The 16,596-nt window shown below is 66.8% G+C and carries 21 protein-coding genes; 10 read left to right on the forward strand and 11 right to left on the reverse strand.

The window, feature by feature from the left end; genetic code table 11:
* Nucleotides 1-226: 226 nt before the first annotated feature.
* Nucleotides 227-631, reverse strand: coding sequence for a GFA family protein (locus N0B71_RS24305; RefSeq protein WP_259755437.1), 405 nt, complete (start codon nucleotides 629-631; stop codon nucleotides 227-229).
* A gap of 474 nt (nucleotides 632-1,105) precedes the next feature.
* On the opposite strand from N0B71_RS24305, the gene N0B71_RS24310 reads away from it, so the two are divergent.
* Nucleotides 1,106-2,320 (forward strand): MFS transporter, encoded by a 1,215-nt coding sequence (locus tag N0B71_RS24310; RefSeq protein WP_259755438.1) that lies wholly within the window; start codon nucleotides 1,106-1,108, stop codon nucleotides 2,318-2,320.
* A 28-nt stretch (nucleotides 2,321-2,348) separates the two neighbouring features.
* Here N0B71_RS24310 and N0B71_RS24315 read toward each other — a convergent pair whose 3' ends face one another.
* Nucleotides 2,349-2,840, reverse strand: coding sequence for a DinB family protein (locus N0B71_RS24315; protein WP_259755439.1), 492 nt, complete (start codon nucleotides 2,838-2,840; stop codon nucleotides 2,349-2,351).
* A gap of 114 nt (nucleotides 2,841-2,954) precedes the next feature.
* On the opposite strand from N0B71_RS24315, the gene N0B71_RS24320 reads away from it, so the two are divergent.
* The gene (locus tag N0B71_RS24320; RefSeq protein WP_259755440.1) at nucleotides 2,955-3,797 is read left to right on the forward strand and encodes a LysR family transcriptional regulator; all 843 of its coding nucleotides are present in this window, start codon (nucleotides 2,955-2,957) and stop codon (nucleotides 3,795-3,797) included.
* Between the two features lie 3 nt (nucleotides 3,798-3,800).
* Here N0B71_RS24320 and N0B71_RS24325 read toward each other — a convergent pair whose 3' ends face one another.
* Together N0B71_RS24325 and N0B71_RS24330 are read right to left on the reverse strand one after the other, a co-directional pair.
* Complete coding sequence (locus N0B71_RS24325; protein ID WP_259755441.1) at nucleotides 3,801-3,926, reverse strand: hypothetical protein; 126 nt, start codon at nucleotides 3,924-3,926, stop codon at nucleotides 3,801-3,803.
* A 126-nt stretch (nucleotides 3,927-4,052) separates the two neighbouring features.
* On the reverse strand, nucleotides 4,053-4,349 hold the full coding sequence (locus N0B71_RS24330; RefSeq protein WP_259755442.1) for a hypothetical protein: 297 nt from the start codon (nucleotides 4,347-4,349) through the stop codon (nucleotides 4,053-4,055).
* 310 nt (nucleotides 4,350-4,659) lie between these two features.
* On the opposite strand from N0B71_RS24330, the gene N0B71_RS24335 reads away from it, so the two are divergent.
* The 5 genes from N0B71_RS24335 to N0B71_RS24355 all read left to right on the forward strand — a co-directional run bounded on the left by N0B71_RS24335 (nucleotide 4,660) and on the right by N0B71_RS24355 (nucleotide 7,664).
* Nucleotides 4,660-5,505, forward strand: a complete 846-nt coding sequence (locus tag N0B71_RS24335) for a PhzF family phenazine biosynthesis protein (protein ID WP_259755444.1) — start codon at nucleotides 4,660-4,662, stop codon at nucleotides 5,503-5,505.
* A gap of 207 nt (nucleotides 5,506-5,712) precedes the next feature.
* Complete coding sequence (locus N0B71_RS24340; protein WP_259755446.1) at nucleotides 5,713-6,300, forward strand: hypothetical protein; 588 nt, start codon at nucleotides 5,713-5,715, stop codon at nucleotides 6,298-6,300.
* On the forward strand, nucleotides 6,297-6,692 hold the full coding sequence (locus N0B71_RS24345; RefSeq protein WP_259755447.1) for a hypothetical protein: 396 nt from the start codon (nucleotides 6,297-6,299) through the stop codon (nucleotides 6,690-6,692). Before N0B71_RS24340 ends, N0B71_RS24345 begins: the two co-directional genes overlap by 4 nt.
* A 32-nt stretch (nucleotides 6,693-6,724) precedes the next feature.
* Nucleotides 6,725-7,021, forward strand: coding sequence for a hypothetical protein (locus tag N0B71_RS24350; protein ID WP_259755449.1), 297 nt, complete (start codon nucleotides 6,725-6,727; stop codon nucleotides 7,019-7,021).
* Nucleotides 7,022-7,145: 124 nt separating this feature from the next.
* The gene (locus N0B71_RS24355) at nucleotides 7,146-7,664 is read left to right on the forward strand and encodes a hypothetical protein (protein WP_259755450.1); all 519 of its coding nucleotides are present in this window, start codon (nucleotides 7,146-7,148) and stop codon (nucleotides 7,662-7,664) included.
* Nucleotides 7,665-7,715: 51 nt separating this feature from the next.
* On the opposite strand, the gene N0B71_RS24360 is transcribed toward N0B71_RS24355, so the two are convergent.
* The gene (locus tag N0B71_RS24360) at nucleotides 7,716-8,615 is read right to left on the reverse strand and encodes a LysR family transcriptional regulator (protein ID WP_259755452.1); all 900 of its coding nucleotides are present in this window, start codon (nucleotides 8,613-8,615) and stop codon (nucleotides 7,716-7,718) included.
* Between the two features lie 104 nt (nucleotides 8,616-8,719).
* On the opposite strand from N0B71_RS24360, the gene N0B71_RS24365 reads away from it, so the two are divergent.
* Nucleotides 8,720-9,691, forward strand: a complete 972-nt coding sequence (locus N0B71_RS24365) for a DMT family transporter (RefSeq protein WP_259755453.1) — start codon at nucleotides 8,720-8,722, stop codon at nucleotides 9,689-9,691.
* Nucleotides 9,692-9,732: 41 nt separating this feature from the next.
* Here the strand turns inward: N0B71_RS24365 and N0B71_RS24370 are convergent, their stop codons facing one another.
* Together N0B71_RS24370 and N0B71_RS24375 are read right to left on the reverse strand one after the other, a co-directional pair.
* On the reverse strand, nucleotides 9,733-10,491 hold the full coding sequence (locus N0B71_RS24370) for a class I SAM-dependent methyltransferase (RefSeq protein ID WP_259755454.1): 759 nt from the start codon (nucleotides 10,489-10,491) through the stop codon (nucleotides 9,733-9,735).
* 160 nt (nucleotides 10,492-10,651) lie between these two features.
* Nucleotides 10,652-11,218, reverse strand: a complete 567-nt coding sequence (locus N0B71_RS24375) for a hypothetical protein (protein ID WP_259755455.1) — start codon at nucleotides 11,216-11,218, stop codon at nucleotides 10,652-10,654.
* 124 nt (nucleotides 11,219-11,342) lie between these two features.
* On the opposite strand from N0B71_RS24375, the gene N0B71_RS24380 reads away from it, so the two are divergent.
* Nucleotides 11,343-12,383 (forward strand): hypothetical protein, encoded by a 1,041-nt coding sequence (locus tag N0B71_RS24380; RefSeq protein ID WP_259755456.1) that lies wholly within the window; start codon nucleotides 11,343-11,345, stop codon nucleotides 12,381-12,383.
* A 37-nt stretch (nucleotides 12,384-12,420) separates the two neighbouring features.
* On the opposite strand, the gene N0B71_RS24385 is transcribed toward N0B71_RS24380, so the two are convergent.
* Entirely contained in the window at nucleotides 12,421-13,365 is a 945-nt protein-coding gene (locus N0B71_RS24385; protein ID WP_259755457.1) for a Dyp-type peroxidase, read from the reverse strand.
* A 249-nt stretch (nucleotides 13,366-13,614) separates the two neighbouring features.
* On the opposite strand from N0B71_RS24385, the gene N0B71_RS24390 reads away from it, so the two are divergent.
* Nucleotides 13,615-14,253, forward strand: coding sequence for an HAD family hydrolase (locus tag N0B71_RS24390; protein ID WP_259755459.1), 639 nt, complete (start codon nucleotides 13,615-13,617; stop codon nucleotides 14,251-14,253).
* A 40-nt stretch (nucleotides 14,254-14,293) separates the two neighbouring features.
* Here N0B71_RS24390 and N0B71_RS24395 read toward each other — a convergent pair whose 3' ends face one another.
* The 3 genes from N0B71_RS24395 to N0B71_RS24405 form a co-directional block, all read right to left on the reverse strand.
* Nucleotides 14,294-15,067: an alpha/beta fold hydrolase gene (locus N0B71_RS24395; RefSeq protein WP_259755460.1), complete on the reverse strand. Its 774-nt coding sequence runs from the start codon at nucleotides 15,065-15,067 to the stop codon at nucleotides 14,294-14,296.
* 157 nt (nucleotides 15,068-15,224) lie between these two features.
* Nucleotides 15,225-16,064, reverse strand: coding sequence for an oxidoreductase (locus N0B71_RS24400; protein ID WP_259755461.1), 840 nt, complete (start codon nucleotides 16,062-16,064; stop codon nucleotides 15,225-15,227).
* A gap of 31 nt (nucleotides 16,065-16,095) precedes the next feature.
* Nucleotides 16,096-16,596 (reverse strand): cytochrome P460 family protein, encoded by a 501-nt coding sequence (locus N0B71_RS24405; RefSeq protein ID WP_259755462.1) that lies wholly within the window; start codon nucleotides 16,594-16,596, stop codon nucleotides 16,096-16,098.

Here is a 16,596-nt window from a genome sequence, read left to right on the forward strand (position 1 = left end):
GATGTAGCCTCTTTGAGCGTGTTGGCGGGGCTACTATCGGGGGCGTTCGGGACCCGAATGTGACAGCCGCGCCCGCTGTGCAAATGGGCGCGCGATCTGTCTGTGGGCTGCGTTTTCTGTCCGTGCGGCGGGCCGTTGCGACGGCCAATCTCGTCGGGCGCACAGCGCCAGAGGCGTTATCCGCCAGGGCGGCGGATAAGCCGTACCGGCTTATGCGCCCTACGGTTCACGAGTCGTCGTGCGGGCCGCTGGACTCGCGGTCGTGCTCGTAGCGGTGGCGCATCGGGAACGCCGGCAACCAGGCTTCGCGCCGGCAGATCCACAGCTCGTAGGTGGGCTGGAACTGGTCCACGGCGTCCAGCGCGCCGAGGCTCACTTCGATTTCCTCGCCGCTGCGGCCGAACACCGACGAGCCGCAGCGCGGGCAGAAGCAGCGGCCCTGGTAGTCCTGGAATTCGCCCTCGATGCGCACGGCGCTGGCGGGGAAGATCGCCGACGAGTGGAACAGCGCGCCGTGGTGCTTGCGGCAGTCCAGGCAATGGCAGATGCCGACCCGGTTGGGCCGGCCGGTGGCTTCAACGCGCAGGCTGCCGCAGAGGCAGCCGCCGGTGACCTTATCGGTGTTGTCCATGTTCGTGCCTCCTCGTGTGTATGGCGCTGGGACTCCCTCTCCCTAACCCTCTCCCTGAAGGGAGAGGGGACTGGATCGGCGCAGGTGACGCCGTGTCATCAGCCGGCACCGAAATAAAGCAGGACATTCCGGGGCGATCTCACCTCACCGCGCTCGCCGGCCTGCTCCGAGATCGTGCCTCACGCCGAACGGCTCCCTCTCCCTTCGGAGCGGGGCGCGTAGCCAGGGCTGGGGAGAGGGTGGTGGGCCAGATTACCCATCCCCAACGGATACGCCTTTGACCTTGCCGATCGTGCGGCCCCTCCTGCGAACCGACGCACGGCACCCGCCAGCGACGCCCGATTTGGCCGTTTCGCGATATTCCTCGTCCGGATCGCGTGAGACAGCCGCCATCCCCCCGCCTAGCATAGGCAACCCAACACGAGAAACCCGGCGCGCCCTGCCCGCGCGCCTTACCTTGCTGCCCGGAGTCCCATGTCTACCACCGCTTCCCCCCTGGCCACGCCGACGGTGGCCAGCCAGGCCAGCCCGCTGGTCATGCGCGTGATCGGCGCGTGCGCCCTTGCCCACCTGACCAACGACCTGATCCAGGCCGTGCTGCCGTCCATCTACCCGGTGCTCAAGGCCAACTATGGCCTGAGTTTCACCCAGGTCGGCCTGATCACCCTGACGTTCCAGCTGACCGCCTCGCTGCTGCAGCCCTGGGTCGGCTATCACACCGACCGTCATCCCAAGCCCTGGCTGGCGCCGCTGGGCAGCGTCTGCACGCTGATCGGCATTCTCATGCTGGCCTTCGTCGGCAGCTTCCACGCCATCCTGCTGGCCTCGGCGCTGGTGGGCATCGGCTCCTCGACCTTCCACCCGGAAACCTCGCGCATCGCACGCCTGGCCTCCGGTGGGCGCTACGGGCTGGCGCAGTCCACCTTCCAGGTCGGCGGCAATGCCGGCAGCGCCTTCGGCCCACTGCTGGCGGCGGCCATCATCATTCCCTACGGGCAGGGCCACGTGGCCTACTTCGGGCTGTTCGCGGTGTTCCTCGTCGGCGTGCTCTGGGGCCTGAGCCGCTGGTACCGCAGCCACCTCAACCTGTTCAAGCTCAAGGCGGGCGGAGTGGCCACCCACGGGCTGTCCAAGGGCCGGGTGACCGCCTCCCTCGTGGTGCTGGCGCTGCTGGTGTTCTCCAAATACTTCTACATGGCCAGCTTCACCAGCTACTACACCTTCTACCTGATCGAGAAGTTCGACCTCTCGGTGGCCAGCTCGCAGCTGTACCTGTTCGGCTTCCTCGGCGCGGTGGCGGCCGGCACCTTCTTCGGCGGTCCGGTGGGCGATCGCATCGGCCGCAAGGCGGTGATCTGGTTCTCCATCCTCGGCGTCGCGCCCTTCACCCTGGCGCTGCCCTACGTCGACCTGTTCTGGACCAGCATCCTCAGCCTGGTGATCGGCTTCATCCTCGCCTCGGCCTTCTCCGCTATCGTGGTCTACGCCCAGGAGCTGGTGCCGGGCAACGTCGGCATGATCGCCGGCGTGTTCTTCGGCCTGATGTTCGGCTTCGGCGGCATCGGCGCGGCCTTCCTCGGCCACCTGGCGGACATCCACGGCATTGAGTACGTCTACACGCTGTGCTCCTACCTGCCGCTGCTGGGCTGCCTGACCATCCTGCTGCCGTCCACCCGGAAGAAGGCGTAAGCCTTCCCGTCGCCGGGGCGCCGCGTCATCAGCCTTCGCGGCGCGCCGGCTGGGTGGCGTGCACGAACACCGTGTAGGTGTCCGCCGGGTGGGCCACTCCGGCCTGGTCCAGCGCGCGGGCGATGGAGCCGCGGTGGTAGGTGGCGTGGTTGAGGATATGGAAGAACATTTCCTCGCGGGTCAGGCTGCCGCTGCGGCCATCGGTGAAGCGAAAGCGGATGATCTCCTTGGCCTGCGCCGGCGCCAGCGCCGCGAGCTGTTCGACGTACCACTGGCCGGAGGTCAGCAGGCGCTCGCGCAGCTCATCAAGGCCGGGTACCGCGTCGGTATTGGTGGCGGGGTGCGGGTCCGCCTCGCCGCTCAATCGCGCACGAAACAGATCCTCGACGATGACCAGGTGATTGAGCTGCTGGAGCGCGAAGGCGAACTCCCCGGGGAAGCGCACACGGTCGATCTGCGCGATGGCATCCAGCGCGCGGCGGTCCGACCAGCATTTGTAGGCAAAGGCCTGGCTCAGCATCGCAACTCCTTGTCAGCGGCCTGAAGGCGGAGGCCACACTGTAGCCTATCCGGGGCTTGGGTTGCGCCGCTCCACCTGCCAGACTGGCCCGAGCCCCACGGACGAACCGCTGCCATGAAAACGCCCGACATCGACGCCATCCGCGCCTTCCTGCTGGTCGCCGACCTGAAGAGTTTCACCCGTGCCGCCGACATCACCGGCACCACCCAGGCCGCCATCAGCCTGAAGATCAAGCGTCTGGAGGAATCCCTCGGCCGCCCGCTGCTGGAACGCACGCCGCGCCGCGTCACGCTGTCGGCCCACGGCGCGGTATTCCTGCCCAGCGCCCGCCGCCTGCTGGCGAGCTACGACGAAACGCTGCGCTGCTTCGACACGCCCCGCCGGTCCCTGCGCATCGGCGTGAGCCACCACATCCTCAGCGCGGACCTCAGCCATTGGCTGAGGCGTTTGGCCCAGGCCGATCCGGAGGTGCTCGTCGCCTTCAGCCTGGGCACCTCGCGGAAGATGCTGGAAAGCTACGAGGAAGGTGCGCTGGATATCACGCTGATCCTGCGCCACGACAACCGCCGCCAGGACGGCGAGGTGATCGGCAGCGAACGCTTCGGCTGGATGGCCGCCGACACGTTCCAGCTAGAGGACGGCGCTCCCCTGCCCCTGGCGATCCAGCCGGCGCCCTGCGGCATGCGCAGCATGGTCAGCAGCGCGCTGGAGGCGCACCAGCGCCTGTGGAGCGAAGCCTTCGTCGGTTCGGGGATCCTCGCCATCGGCGCGGCGGTGTCGGCGGGTATCGGCATCGGCGCCATGGTCGAGCGCATGGCGCCGGCCGGTTGCGTGGACGTGCGCGAACGCTTCGACCTGCCGGAACTGCCGCCCCGCGATGTGGTGCTCTACTGCGCCCACCGCGACGCCCAGACCCGCGCGCTGGTCAGCACGCTGGCGCAGGCCATCGCCGCCTGAAGCTCAGTGCAGGAGCACGCCGACGCGCGCCAGGAACAACGCCAGCGCGACGATCAGCGAGCCGCACAGGGCGACGGCGGCCAGGTGGACGAAGGCGAACTCGCGGGCCTGGATCGGTTCGTGGTCCATGAACGGCACTTCCTGAGCAGCGGTAGGGAGCCGCCAGTATCGACAGTGCCGTGCAGGACAAACAGCGCACGCCGGCTATTTCAGCGATAAGCGAAACGCCTCGGCAGCCCGTGCGATTAACCGTCGTCAGACCACGCCCGCGTCCTGCGAGCTGGCCACACGCTTGCCCAGCGGCGTCCTGGCGGAGCCATCGGCGGCGAGGGTCTGTTGTGCCGGCGCCTGCGAGTTCACCCGCATCCCCAGCGGCGTGCGGCTGAAGCCCTCTTCAGCCAGCTGCGGCGCCGCGTTCCGGTCCGCCAGCGGCGTCAGCTGGAAGCAGGCGGCGGCTGGGGTGCAGCTGGCTTCGACGGCGGCACTGGCATGCACGGCAACACCGGCCAGGGAGAAGGCAATGGCGGTCACGACGGTTTTCAGGTTTTTCATGGCATCGATCCTCAGGGGTCAGGGGGACGGCTCATCGGAGCGGGCACCGGGAGCTTCGGGGTGCGGCCCGCGCCGATGAGCTGTTGGGGTCCATTAAGCGTCCCTGGGGTATCTGCAGCGTGTCGGAAACGGCCGCCGCCATCTCCGCGAGTGTCACAGCGGCCAGTCGATACAGTGGAATACACAGCGGCCCACGGCGCGTGCGCCATCATCGAGCGCATCCGGGAGCTGCTGTCCTTTATCATTCCCCCCCTGCGACCAGGCTCGTCCCGGTTGCAGATAATCCGCCACTGTCTCCCAGGGAAATTCAATGCCGCTGTCCTTGCCGTTCGAACAGGTCGATGTCTTCGCCGAGCGCCCCTACGAAGGGAATGCGCTGGCGGTGGTGGTGGATGCCGATGCACTGACCACCGAGCAGATGCAGGCGTTCGCCCGCTGGACGCAGCTCAGCGAAACCACATTCCTGATGCGCCCCACGTCGCCCGAGGCGCATTACCGCGTGCGTATCTTCACGCCGCTGCGCGAGCTGCCCTTTGCCGGCCACCCCACCCTGGGCAGCTGCCAGGTGTGGCTGGCGCACCACGACAACCCCGAGCTGGGCGAGATCGTCCAGGAATGCCCGGCAGGCCTGATTCGCCTGCGCCGGCAAGGCCCGTGCCTGGCGTTCTCCGCGCCACCGCTCCTGCGCAGCGGGCCCCTGGACGCGGCCACGCTGCGCCGGGTCGAGCAGGGGCTGGGCCTCGCTGGCGGGCAGGTTCGCGCCAGCCAATGGGTCGATAACGGTCCGGGTTGGGCGGGAGTGTTGCTGGCACGTCGCGAGGAGGTGCTGGCCATCCGCCCCGACTACGCGGCGCTGGAAGGGCTGAATGTCGGCGTCATCGCCCCCTGGGGTGGCCCGCAGGCGGAAGCGGACGTGGAAGTCCGGGCCTTCATGGGCGAGGAATGCAACGAAGACCCGGTCACCGGCAGCCTCAATGCAGGCCTGGCCCAGTGGCTGATCGGCGCGGGCGTCCTGGGCGAGCGCTATACCGTCAGCCAGGGCACGGTCCTGAAGCGTCGCGGACGACTGCGCATCGAACGCGCCGACGAGGCGATCTGGGTCGGTGGCGAGGTACAGCATTGCCTGTCGGGCACGGCCGTTTTTCCCGGGCGCTGAAGGAGCCTTACGCACGCCGCGAGCCGACGTTCGATCCGCCCGGAGCCGTCGTCTCGCAGTGCTCCGCGTGACGGAAACTTCACTGCCGTCTGTCACAGAATTCCTACACGCCGGTTGACCGGCCAAACCGGCGCCACTAGATTCCTACGCTTCTTTCGCCAGGGTGCGCTGCGCCCTGGCGATCCCTACGGCAAAGGAATGTCCGTCATGTTCAAGCCCCTCAGGCCCTGGCTGCCTGCCGTGCTGCTTTGCAGCCCTCTCGCCGCCCACGCGGAAGGTCCTTCCGGCGATTTCTGGCTGATTCACCAGCAGGGCAGCCTCTACAAGAACGAACTCTTCGTGGTCGATGGCGACCCTGCCAACATCTACGACCGCAAGAACGGCGTGCGCTCGCTGGGCGTCTATCAGTTCTACGAGGAAGGCGCCAAGCCGACCTTTACCGCCTACGACGTGGAGGTCGACTGCGCGAAGAACCGCGTGCGCCTCAATGGCGCGCAGAACTACGACAAGTTCTACAACGACATCCGCCCCAAGAAGGTGTCCAAGGAGTGGCAGAAGAAGCCTGAGGCCTGGCTTGCCCAGAGCCGCGACTTCCTCTGCAAGCCGGACGCCCACGTGGAGCAGAAGATGTACCCGCTGGGCAAGATGCCCACCGCGCAGCTGGTCTCGGCCGCGCCGGGGCTGTTCCAGCTGAGAAATCGCGACCATGCCAAGGCCATGATCCTGCAGATGGTCGACAAGGGCTTCGAGCAGATGCCCGCACGGAACACACCCGCCAAGGAGGGCGTGCAATGAAAGGACTCTTCGCGCTGGGGATGATTGCCATCCTGCTCGGCGGCTGCTCCGCCATTCCCACCCTGCCCGAGGCGCAGGCCCGCAGCTACTGGAAGGGTCGCCCGGCCGGCGATGCGATCGACCATTTCGGCGCGCCCAGCGACATCGCCCTGGCCCCGGAGAACGACTGGGTCGTGCTGATCTACCGCCGCGACACCTCCTACACCTCCCGCGAGGCGCTCGGCACCTACACCGGCCCGCAGAACGGGCAGCTGGTGCACACCGAGTACTGGGGCGACGTGGTCCATTCGGCCAGCTGCGAAATCCGTGTCGCCATCAACCGGGCCCGGCAGGTGGACTACCTGCTGACCCGCGGCAACTGCGGCGGCATCCCGCTGCGGCCGGAAGCGTGACGCCACCTGGCCGATCAAGGAGGAGAAGAAGCATGCCCACAACGACACAGGCCAAGGCCACGCTCGCGCTGCTGACGCTGATGACAGTGGCATCGGCGGTTGCGGCCGAAGAAACCAAGGTGACCGACCTGCTGCGCAGCGGCTACGAAGTGAAGGCGGCGTACGTGGCCCCAGGACGGGTCAGCCAGATCCATTACCTGGTCCTGCAGAAGGACGCGTCGGTCTTCCAGTGCAGCACCTACGACAGCGGCGCACCGCTGCAGCGCTACTACGACTATTCCAACACCTACTCCTGCTCGCCGGTCGGCGACCTGGTCCCGCAACGCTGAGCGACTCCCCGCACCCGATCCCGCGCGGCCGGCCTCCCGAGGCCGGCCGCGCCGCTGCCGATCCCACGTCCTCGGCGGCGGTTCGTTCTGCCACCCCAGCCCACTTCGCCATGGATGTTTTCGCATGACACTGCGCCTCCTGACCGCCAGCCTGCTGCTGGCCTGCACCTTCGCCCACGGCGCCGAGCCGGCGCCCGTTCCCAAGGCCCTGGAAGAACAGGTCGGCCGCCTGGTGGAGCTGTACAAGGACAGCTTCGCCACCGGCTACCCCGAGGCCACCCGCGTGCAAACCCTGAAGACCGGCAAGGGCAGCGAACTGACGCTCGCCGTGTTCACCATCGAAGGCTTCGACATGGGCAACAACTACAACCAGTACCTCGCGGTCTTCACCTCTACCCCCAACGAGGAAGGCCAGGAGCATTACAGCCTGCTCGACGCCCTGCAGATCGGCGGCGGTGGCTGGCGCTCGATCGAGACGCTGGACGCCAGGCTGGTCAGCGACCCGTCCGGCAAGCGCACCCTGATCGACATCCCGGTAATGGAAAACACCGAGGACGACGGGCCGAACTTCCCCAGCCGCGCCGGAGTGATCCACCTGGCCCTCGATGACGCACCGACGCCCCGCCTGGCGGAGCAGCACTGACGCGGCCGCTGGCCGTGGGCGCCACGGCCAGCGGCAACGCGGCGGCGCTCGCTAGCGCGCCGCCGCGGCCTCGTTCATCAGGTAGGTCACCAGTTGCCGCGCGTGGGACGACAGCGAGTCCCAATCGGCGACACAGATGCGCAGCTCACGGGTGGCCCAGGCGTCCGCCAGCGCCACCACCGTCGCCGGCAGCTCTTGCGCCAGGCGCGTCGCGGCAGCCTCCGGGAGCATCGCCACACCCACTCGCTGCGCCACCAACTGGGCGATGGCATCGAAGCTCGGTGCGCGCACCCGTACCTTGAGCGGCATCGAGTTGCGCACCGCCATCGCCTCGACGAAGCGCTGCATGGCACGCTCGGCGGGCAGGCAGACGAAGGGGAAACTCAGCGCGTCGCGCAGGCTCGGCAAGTGCTGGCTGGCCAGGGGGTGATCCTGCGGCACCAGCAGGACCAGCTTGTCGTTGCGAAACGGCAGCGACAGCAGGCCCGCAGTGGCCAGGTTGCCGTCGTAGACGCCGATGTCGATCGCCCCGTCCTGCACCGCCCGCAGCACATCCTTGCTGTTCTGCTCGGTCAGTTGCAGGTCCACCTCCGGGTAGTCCGCCAGGAAGGGCCCGAGCGCGGTGGGCAGAAAAGTGCTGTTGGCCACGGTGGAGGCCGCCAGGCGCAGGGTGATGCGCTGCTCGCCGCGCAGTTCCTGCAGGGTGTCGGTGAGTTGCTGCGCCTCCTTCAGCACGCGCTGGCCGGCTTCTAGCACCAGGCGGCCGGTCGGAGTCAAGGTCATGCCGTCGCTGTGCCGGGCGAACAGGGCAAGCCCACAGCGCTCCTCGAACAGGCGCAACCGGTTGCTCGCCGCCGAGACGGCCACCGGCACCGACGCAGCCGCCTTGCTCAGGCTGCCGGTGCAGGCGATGGCGGCGATCAGGCGCAGGTCGGCAAGATCGAAATGCATTTGGCGTTCTCCAAAAACGAAAGCCACGTTCGCCAAGTTGCGATTCTAGCGGAGCGGCATTCTTCCTAGAATAAGGCCTTTCCCCTGCCCTGCGCTCCCTGCCCATGAATAGCCTGAACGCCCTTTACCAGCGCAGCCTGCGCAACGGCGTGTTGTTCGCCGTGCTGTCCGCCACCGGTTTCAGCCTCAAGGCGGTCTTCGTCAAGCTCTCCTACGCCGCGGCCCCGGTGGACGCGGTGACCGTGCTGGCCATCCGCATGGGCCTGGCGCTGCCACTGTTCCTCTGGCTGGTCTGGCTTAGCCGCAGCCCCGGCCAGGCGCGCCTGTCGCTGGCCGATGGCGGGCGCATCCTGCTGCTCGGGCTGTTCGGCTACTACCTGTCGAGCCTGTTCGACTTCTACGGCCTGCAGTACATCAGCGCCGGGCTGGAGCGGCTGATCCTGTTCACCTACCCGACCCTCGTGCTGCTCCTGCAGATGGCCGTGGCCCGCGAGCGCCCCGACTCCCGCACCCTGGCGGCGATGGGGTTGTGCTACCTCGGCCTGGGGATCGCCCTGCTGCACGACATCCGCGTGGAAGGCGCCGACGGGCAGATCCTGCTGGGCGCCCTCTGGGTCTTCGCCAGCGCCGTGACCTATGCCCTCTACTACATGGGCACCGGCGCGGTGGTGCGCCGCGTCGGCTCGATGCGCCTGGCCGGGCTGGCCGGCGGTGCCTCCTCGGTGATGGTGCTGATCCATTACGCGGTGAGCGGCAACGTGCAGCAACTGGCGAGCCTGCCCGGCACCGTCTGGCTCCACGGCGCGCTGATGGCGCTGATTTCCACCGTGCTGCCGATCTACTGGATGGCGCTGGCCATCCAGCGCATGGGCGCCACCCATGCCGCGGCGTTCGGCAACCTCGGGCCGGTACTCACCGTGTTCGCCTCCTGGGCGCTGCTGGGCGAGGCGATCTCGGTCTACCAGATTGCCGGCCTGGCGCTGGTGCTGTTCGGCGTGTCGCGGCTGTCGGGGGCGAAAAGGACCGCTCCGGCGGCTGTCGAAACGCAAACGGAGAAAGGCCGCGCCACCAGCTGAGCGCGACGGTCATTGGCTATCGGCCTGCCGCAGCGACCGGTTCACACCCGCCCGATGCGCATATTGATCGGCCAGCTCACCGGGTGCCGCACGACGGGGTCGCCCCAGCGCTCGGCGATGTCGGCGGCGAAGCGCTGCAGCAGGTCCTCGCGCCCGGCCTCGCGGGCGCTGCGGACCGCCGACCAGGTGGAGACGTAGCCCAGGAATTCGTCGAGATTCCACTCCAGGCGGATGGCGATATCCGGCCCGGGAAACTCGGCGAAGGGGAAGTCGAGGGTCGCGTAGCCGCTGTCCACCAGGCCACGCTCGGCCGGCCAGTAGGGGCCGATTTCCTTCCAGTAGAACGGCTCGAAGCGCTCGCCCAGCGCACCTTCCAGGCGCAACACGCCATAGCTGATCAGCGCCAGCACGGCGTTCGGCCCGGCGATGCGCCGCACCTGCGCGTAGAACCTGGGCAGATCGAACCAATGGGCGGCCTGGGCAGCGGTGACCAGGCTGGCGCTGTGGCTGCGCAGCGGCAGGTCTTCGGCCGGGGCGCGGAGGTAGCTCACCTTCGCCTGCGGCGCGCTATGGGCAATCTGCTCCGCGCTGGGGTCGACGCCGACCACCGCGTCGAAGTGCTCGCCCAGTTGCCGGGTCAGTTGGCCGCTGCCGCAGCCAACATCCACTGCCAATGCGCGGTCGGGCGCCCTCGAGGCGAGGTAAGCGGCAAGCTCTGCCGGGTACTCGGGACGAAAGCGCGCGTAGGCCTCCCCGCCCTGGTCGAACCAGTTGCGCAGGTCGCGGGTGGGGTAGGTCATGGCTTCCGGCTCCCAATGATAAATCGAGGTCTTGCGGGCTTGCCTGGCCTGACTCAGGCGTTGCGCGAAGCCCTGCTCATGCAGCGCCGTGGCTGTGCCTTCAAGGATGCGGCGCAAGGGATGGCCGATCTCGCTTTCCAGACCGCTGGCGGCATCTTCGTCAGTGTGCGGACATCAGAGCCGAGCGCGCGGGCATGCCAGCGTACCGGGGATTTTTCAACAGGAAGCTTCTGACTACCGACTCCTGCCGATCCACGACACAGAAGCTCCGGGTAGGCAAAGGCACCGTGCAGTTCCCCAAAGCCAGGAAGCCGCAGTTCATCACTCCGTAATAGGCCGCGGGCCGGGCATCGAGCGGGCAGCCATATAGGATCTCGCCCAGATAGTTGATATCACCCTGCTTGACCGTAAATTGCAGCGGCTTGCTGAAGGGCCCCATGACACCACGGCGTGAGCCAATGCTGGAAACCTCATAGTCACCCGGAGGCAGCCACGCCGAGAAATACCCCTCGGCGGCCCACCCATAGCGCTTACCTGTCCGGACGTCACGAAACTCCAGCCAGGTTCCAAAGTTGCCGCCATCAGGGTTGACCAGCGCGCCAACCACTAGGCCGGCGTTCCGTTCGGAGCTGACCTTGGAGTCCAGCGCCATATCTTCGGGCATCTGGGCGCAGCCGGCCAACAATCCCATCAAGCAGCCCATAAGAATTCGGTGCATATCAAGCATTCTTACCTCGGTCCATCGAAGACGTTCAACTGTTCTACGACAAGCATGCATTCTGGACGCTGGCTGTGTCGTTCATTAGCATCGTCGCCCAGCGACCTCCCTGTATCAAGGACGATTCCCTTTCATGCCCGACTTTCTTTCTTTGCATCCTGCCTCCCTGCTGGCAACTCTCGCCCTGCTCGGTGGATGCAGCCTCAACGGCAACTACCCGGACGCGCCCGAACCGGATGCCGCCAAGCTGCGCTTCATCAGCAGCATAGAAAACTCCACCTTGACACTCTTCGATGCCCAACACTGCGGCGGTCAAATGACCGGACTGCTCAACAACCTATTCACGCGCGACACCCAGCGCCGAGTCGGGATGAGCGTCGCACCGCCTGCCAATGCCAAGGGCTATCTGGAAATCAGGCTCAAACCTGCAACCGAAGTATTCATGCAGACCAACACGGTCTCCACCGGTAGCGTCTGCTCCGTTTACTTCAACTTCATTCCTCAGGCAGGTTCCGAATATGAGGTGAGCTTCGATTACATCGGCAACCGGTGCCAGGCAACGCTCAGCCTTCTGCGCCAGGAAGGCGGCAAAGCCATACGCGCCCCGCTTCCGCTGTACAACAAGGGATTACCGGCATGCGCGGGCAGCAGTCCGATATTTCCCCAGATGGCTGCACCTCTACCGAACTCGCCCGAACGAGCGACAATCATCGAGCAGATCGTCACCGGAAGCATCATTCCCGAAATGCGCCCTACCCCTAGTGACGTTTCGCCGGAAGAACGTACCAAAGCGCTCAATCGCATGGTGGAGGAACGCAAGGATCGTGTCGGCATCAGTCTTCCGGATGCTTACTGGGACGAGTATCGGCAGGACCTCACGTTGTCCCTAGACGAAGCGGCGCAATTCAAGCAGCACGTGTTCCAGCTCTACACGGACGAGTACCACGGGCGACTGAGCCGCATCGAGACTTCTGAGCTTCGCCGACTACTGCCCGATAGCGCGACGCTGGACGAGTCCAGGGCACTGGCGGTCAACAATTCGATGCTGGAGTTCTACTACCACGTTAGAAGCCAGGTGATGAAGGAAAGCGTGAGCAAGAGCCTTGCGCGTTTGGCCGATCTTGACCGTCGCTACGCCGTTTGTGATCGCTACCGCGGCTGCTGGCGGAACTGACCGAAACAGGCGGTCGCTCCGCCGTCTGAACCTGACATCAGGGCCGTTTGCCCGCCAGGGACTCCAGCAAGTCCGCAGACGGCACGAAGAACAGGCTGCCGGTCACCGCCTTGCTGTAGTCCAGCAGGCGGTCGTAGTTGCCGGCCGGGCGGCCGACGAACATGTTCTCCAGCATCTCCTCCACCGGCGCCGGCGAGCGCGCGTAACCGATGAAGTAGGTGCCGAACTCGCCGGCGCCGGGGCGGCCGAAGGGCATGTTGTCGCGCAGGATCTTCACTTCCTGGCCGTCCTTCTCCAGGGTGGTCAGCGAGCTGTGCGAGCAGCTGGGCTTCACCTCGTCGCCCAGTTCGATGTCCGCCAGCTTGGTGCGGCCGATGATGCGTTCCTGCGCCTCGGTGGACAGCTGGTTCCAGCCGTTCATGTCATGCAGGTACTTCTGCACCAGCACGTAGCTGCCGCCGGCGAAGTCCACGTCCTCGTCGCCGATCAGGGTGAAGTGCGGAATGTCGCGCCCTTCCGGGTTCTCCGTGCCGTCGACGAAACCGATGATGCTGCGCATGTCGAAGTAGCGGAAACCCTGCACCTCGTCGACCACCGTGACCGCATCGCCCAGGCGCGCGACCAGTTGCGTGGCCAGCTCGAAGCAGAGGTCCATCTGCTCGGCGCGGATGTGCAGCAGCAGGTCGCCCGGCGTGGAAACGGCAACCCGCTCGCCACTGCCAATCGCGCGGAAGGCATGCAGGGCGGCTGGCCGCGGAGCGCCGAACAGCGCATCCCACGCCGCCGAGCCGAAGCCCACCACACACGACAGGTTACCCCCTGGCACGCGCTTGCCGACCGAGCGCACCAGCCCGGAGACGTCCTCGCACAACGCCCGGACCGGGCTCCAGTCCTTGCCGGGAGTCAAGGTGGCGACCAGGAAGATCGCGCTGCGGGTGATCGGGCTATCCACTGCCTGGGGTGCCGGGAAGTCGTTGAGCATGTCGTCCATTCGCTGCCGTTGAAGTTGGGGAATGATAGTAGCAAAGCCGGTGGCTGATGGCGGTGACAGCTCCGCGCGCCAAGGTTACGGCCCGGGCTGTCGATTTGCCCTGGTGAGGTGCCCCGGCAGGTTCCAGTGCCGCGGAACCGGAGCAGCCGCAGCGCAGACGAAGGTTGACGTCCAGGCTGTCTTGGTTAAGGTCTGGGACGAGCGAACATCACCAGGGCCTCGATGCGGGAGAAGCAGCCAGTGCAACACGAACGCAGCAGCATAGACACCGTCGTTTTCGATCTTGGCGGCGTGCTGGTCGATTGGAATCCGCGCCACCTCTATCGAAAGATCTTCGACGACGAGCTGGCAATGGAGGCCTTCCTCACGGAGGTCTGCAACGCCGCGTGGAACGAACGCCAGGATCGCGGGCGTCCCTGGGCCGATGCCATCGCCGAAGCCGTCGCCCGGCATCCGGCCCACGAACCCAACATCCGTGCGTACCGCGAACGCTGGGAGGAGATGCTTGGCGGCGCTATCGAAGCGACCGTGGACGTGCTGCACGAGTTGCACCACAACGGCGTGCGCCTGCTGGCACTGACGAACTGGTCGGCGGAAACCTTCCATGTCGCCGAGGAGCGCTTCCCCTTCCTTGAACAGTTCGAAGGGGTGCTGGTCTCCGGCCGCGAAGGGCTGATGAAACCGGAGCCGGAAATTTTCCAGCTGCTGATCCAGCGCTACAGCCTGATACCTTCGCGCACGCTGTTCATCGATGACGTCCAGAAGAACGTCGACGCGGCGCTGGCCCAGGGGATGCGCGCCGTCCAGTTCATCGACGCCGGGCAATTGCGCCGCGACCTGCAATCGATCGGCCTGCCGGTTGCCCCGCAGAAAACCTGAAGCGCAAGCCGGAAGCGCCCTTCCGGCTCACTCAACGTTCTCAGTAGCCGGTAGCCGCCTTCTCGATGGAGCGCGCCACCGCCTCGGGGTGCGAGACCATGACGACATGGGACGCGCCGCTGACCACCTGGACGTCCTTCGCCTGGGCGCGATGCGCCATGAAAGCCAGCGCCTGCGGCGGGATGTTGCGGTCCTGGTCGCCGTAGACGAACCACGAGGGAATCGCCGTCCAGGCCGCTGCGCCGGCTTTTTCGTTCAAGGCCGCCTCGGTAACCGGACGCTGCGCCGCCGCCATCAGCGCGGCTTCGCCGGCGGGTACATCGGCGGCGAACTGGTCGTGGAACTTGTCCTGCTGGATGTACAGGTCCTTGCCGCCGTCAGGCAGCGCCACCGGCGCGGCCAGGGTCGGGCCGAGGGTGCTGCCGGGAAACTTGCCGGCCAGCTCGGCGGCGCTCTCTCCCTGTTGCGGAGCGAATGCGGCGACGTAGACCAGCGCCTTGACATTCGGCCGGTCGCTGGCCGCCGCGCTGATCACGTTACCGCCGTAGGAGTGGCCCACCAGCACCACCGGTCCCTTGACGCTGCCGACGATGTTGCCGATATAGGCACCGTCGCTGGCCACGCCGCGCAGCGGGTTGGCCGCGGCGATCACCGAGTAGCCGTCCTTCTCGAGGATACGCGTCACGCCGTTCCAGCTGGAGGCATCGGCGAAGGCTCCGTGCACCAGTACTACCGTCGGTTTCACCGGCGCCGCGAAGGCATTGCCGGCGAGCAGGCCGCTGGCCAGTGCCAGGGCGGTGAGGGTCTTGTTCATGGTGGATCTCCTGGTTGAGGGGAATCGGGTGTGCTTTTCCTGGAACCGAGCGGGCGCCCAGCCCTGCTTGCCAACGCTGTTCGTAGGAGCGAGCTCGCTCGCGAACGCATGTCACCGGAGCCCCGGGCGCGAGGCGAGTTCGCGAGCAAGCTCGCTCCTACAGTGAGGTGCGGGGAAAATCGCTGGACTGGCTCAGCTCGCGCCACAGGCGCAGCTCCGCCAGCCGGGCCTTGTCGGCGTTCTCGATGGCCAACAGCGCATCGCTGCCCAGGGCCAGGCGCAGCGGCGGACGATCCATCCAGGCCACCGCGAGAATCGTCTGCGCGGCCCGCTGCGGATCGCCCGGCTGCTTGCCGTCGTAAGCCCGCTGGCGGCGTGCCACGGAGCCGACCACTGCGTCGTATTCGAAGCGCCCCTCGGAGAGCGTCGTCGAGGCGCCGGCAAAATCGGTGCGCAGACCTCCGGGTTCGATGATGGTCACTCGCACGCCAACCTGCGCCATCTCTCGCGCCAGCACTTCGGAGAAGCCTTCCACACCCCACTTCGCTGCCGAATAGGGCGCGCGCCCTGGCGCACCAATGCGCCCACCCACCGAGGACAGCTGGATGATGTGGCCGCTGCGCTGCCGACGCAGCAGGGGGATGGCCGCCTTGGTGACGATGATGGTGCCGAACAGGTTGGTCTCGATCTGCCGGCGGAACTCTTCCAGCGGCGTGTCTTCCACCGAGTTGACGTTGCCGTAGCCGGCGTTGTTGACCAGCACGTCGAGCCCGCCGAACGCCTCCTGCACCTGTGCCACGGCGTCCTGCGCGGCGGCCGGGTCGGTGACGTCCAGGGGCGCCACGCGCAGGGTCTGCGGGTAGAGCCGGGCGAGGTCTGCCAGCGAATCCGGATCGCGAGCGGTGGCCAGCAGGCGGTGGCCGGCCTGCAACACGGCTTCGGCCAGCGCCCGCCCCAGGCCGCGGGAACAACCGGTGATCAACCATCGTTGGTTCATGGGAACCTCCACGGCTCTCAAGGTAGGGAACTCAGGGTGCGTAGCGGGTGAAGACCAGATCGTGGTCCTTCACCCGCGCCTGGTGGCAGGCGAAACAGGTCTGGTGCTGCGCCTCGTCGGCGGGTTTGCCGTCGATGAAGCGGGCGAAGCCCCAGCCGCCGGTGGCCGCGTACTTCTTCGAGTCCTTGACCATGAACTGCACGGTGGTGGCGGCCCCGGGAATCGACGCCGGTTCGAACTCCGGCGACTGCACGTGCTTCCAGGCGAGCTTGGCCAGCACGCTGCCGTCGGGGAACGGCAAGGTGCCGGCGCGGTAGGCCTTCATGGCGATGTCGTTGCCCAGCACGGCGCGCAGTTCGTTCAGCGGCGCCGCCTCCTGGGCAGGCGCCACCAATTGCCAGTTGCGGTAGCCCTCGGGCATGCGCACGCCGTAGATCGGCGAAGCCTCCCCGTCGGCCCTGGCGCCTGTCGTCGCCAGCAGGGCGAAACCGGTCAGGGCGATGCGGCGCAATGCGGTTGCTGCGATGGTCAT

The organism is Pseudomonas sp. GCEP-101 (assembly GCF_025133575.1).
Taxonomy (GTDB): domain Bacteria; phylum Pseudomonadota; class Gammaproteobacteria; order Pseudomonadales; family Pseudomonadaceae; genus Pseudomonas; species Pseudomonas nitroreducens_B.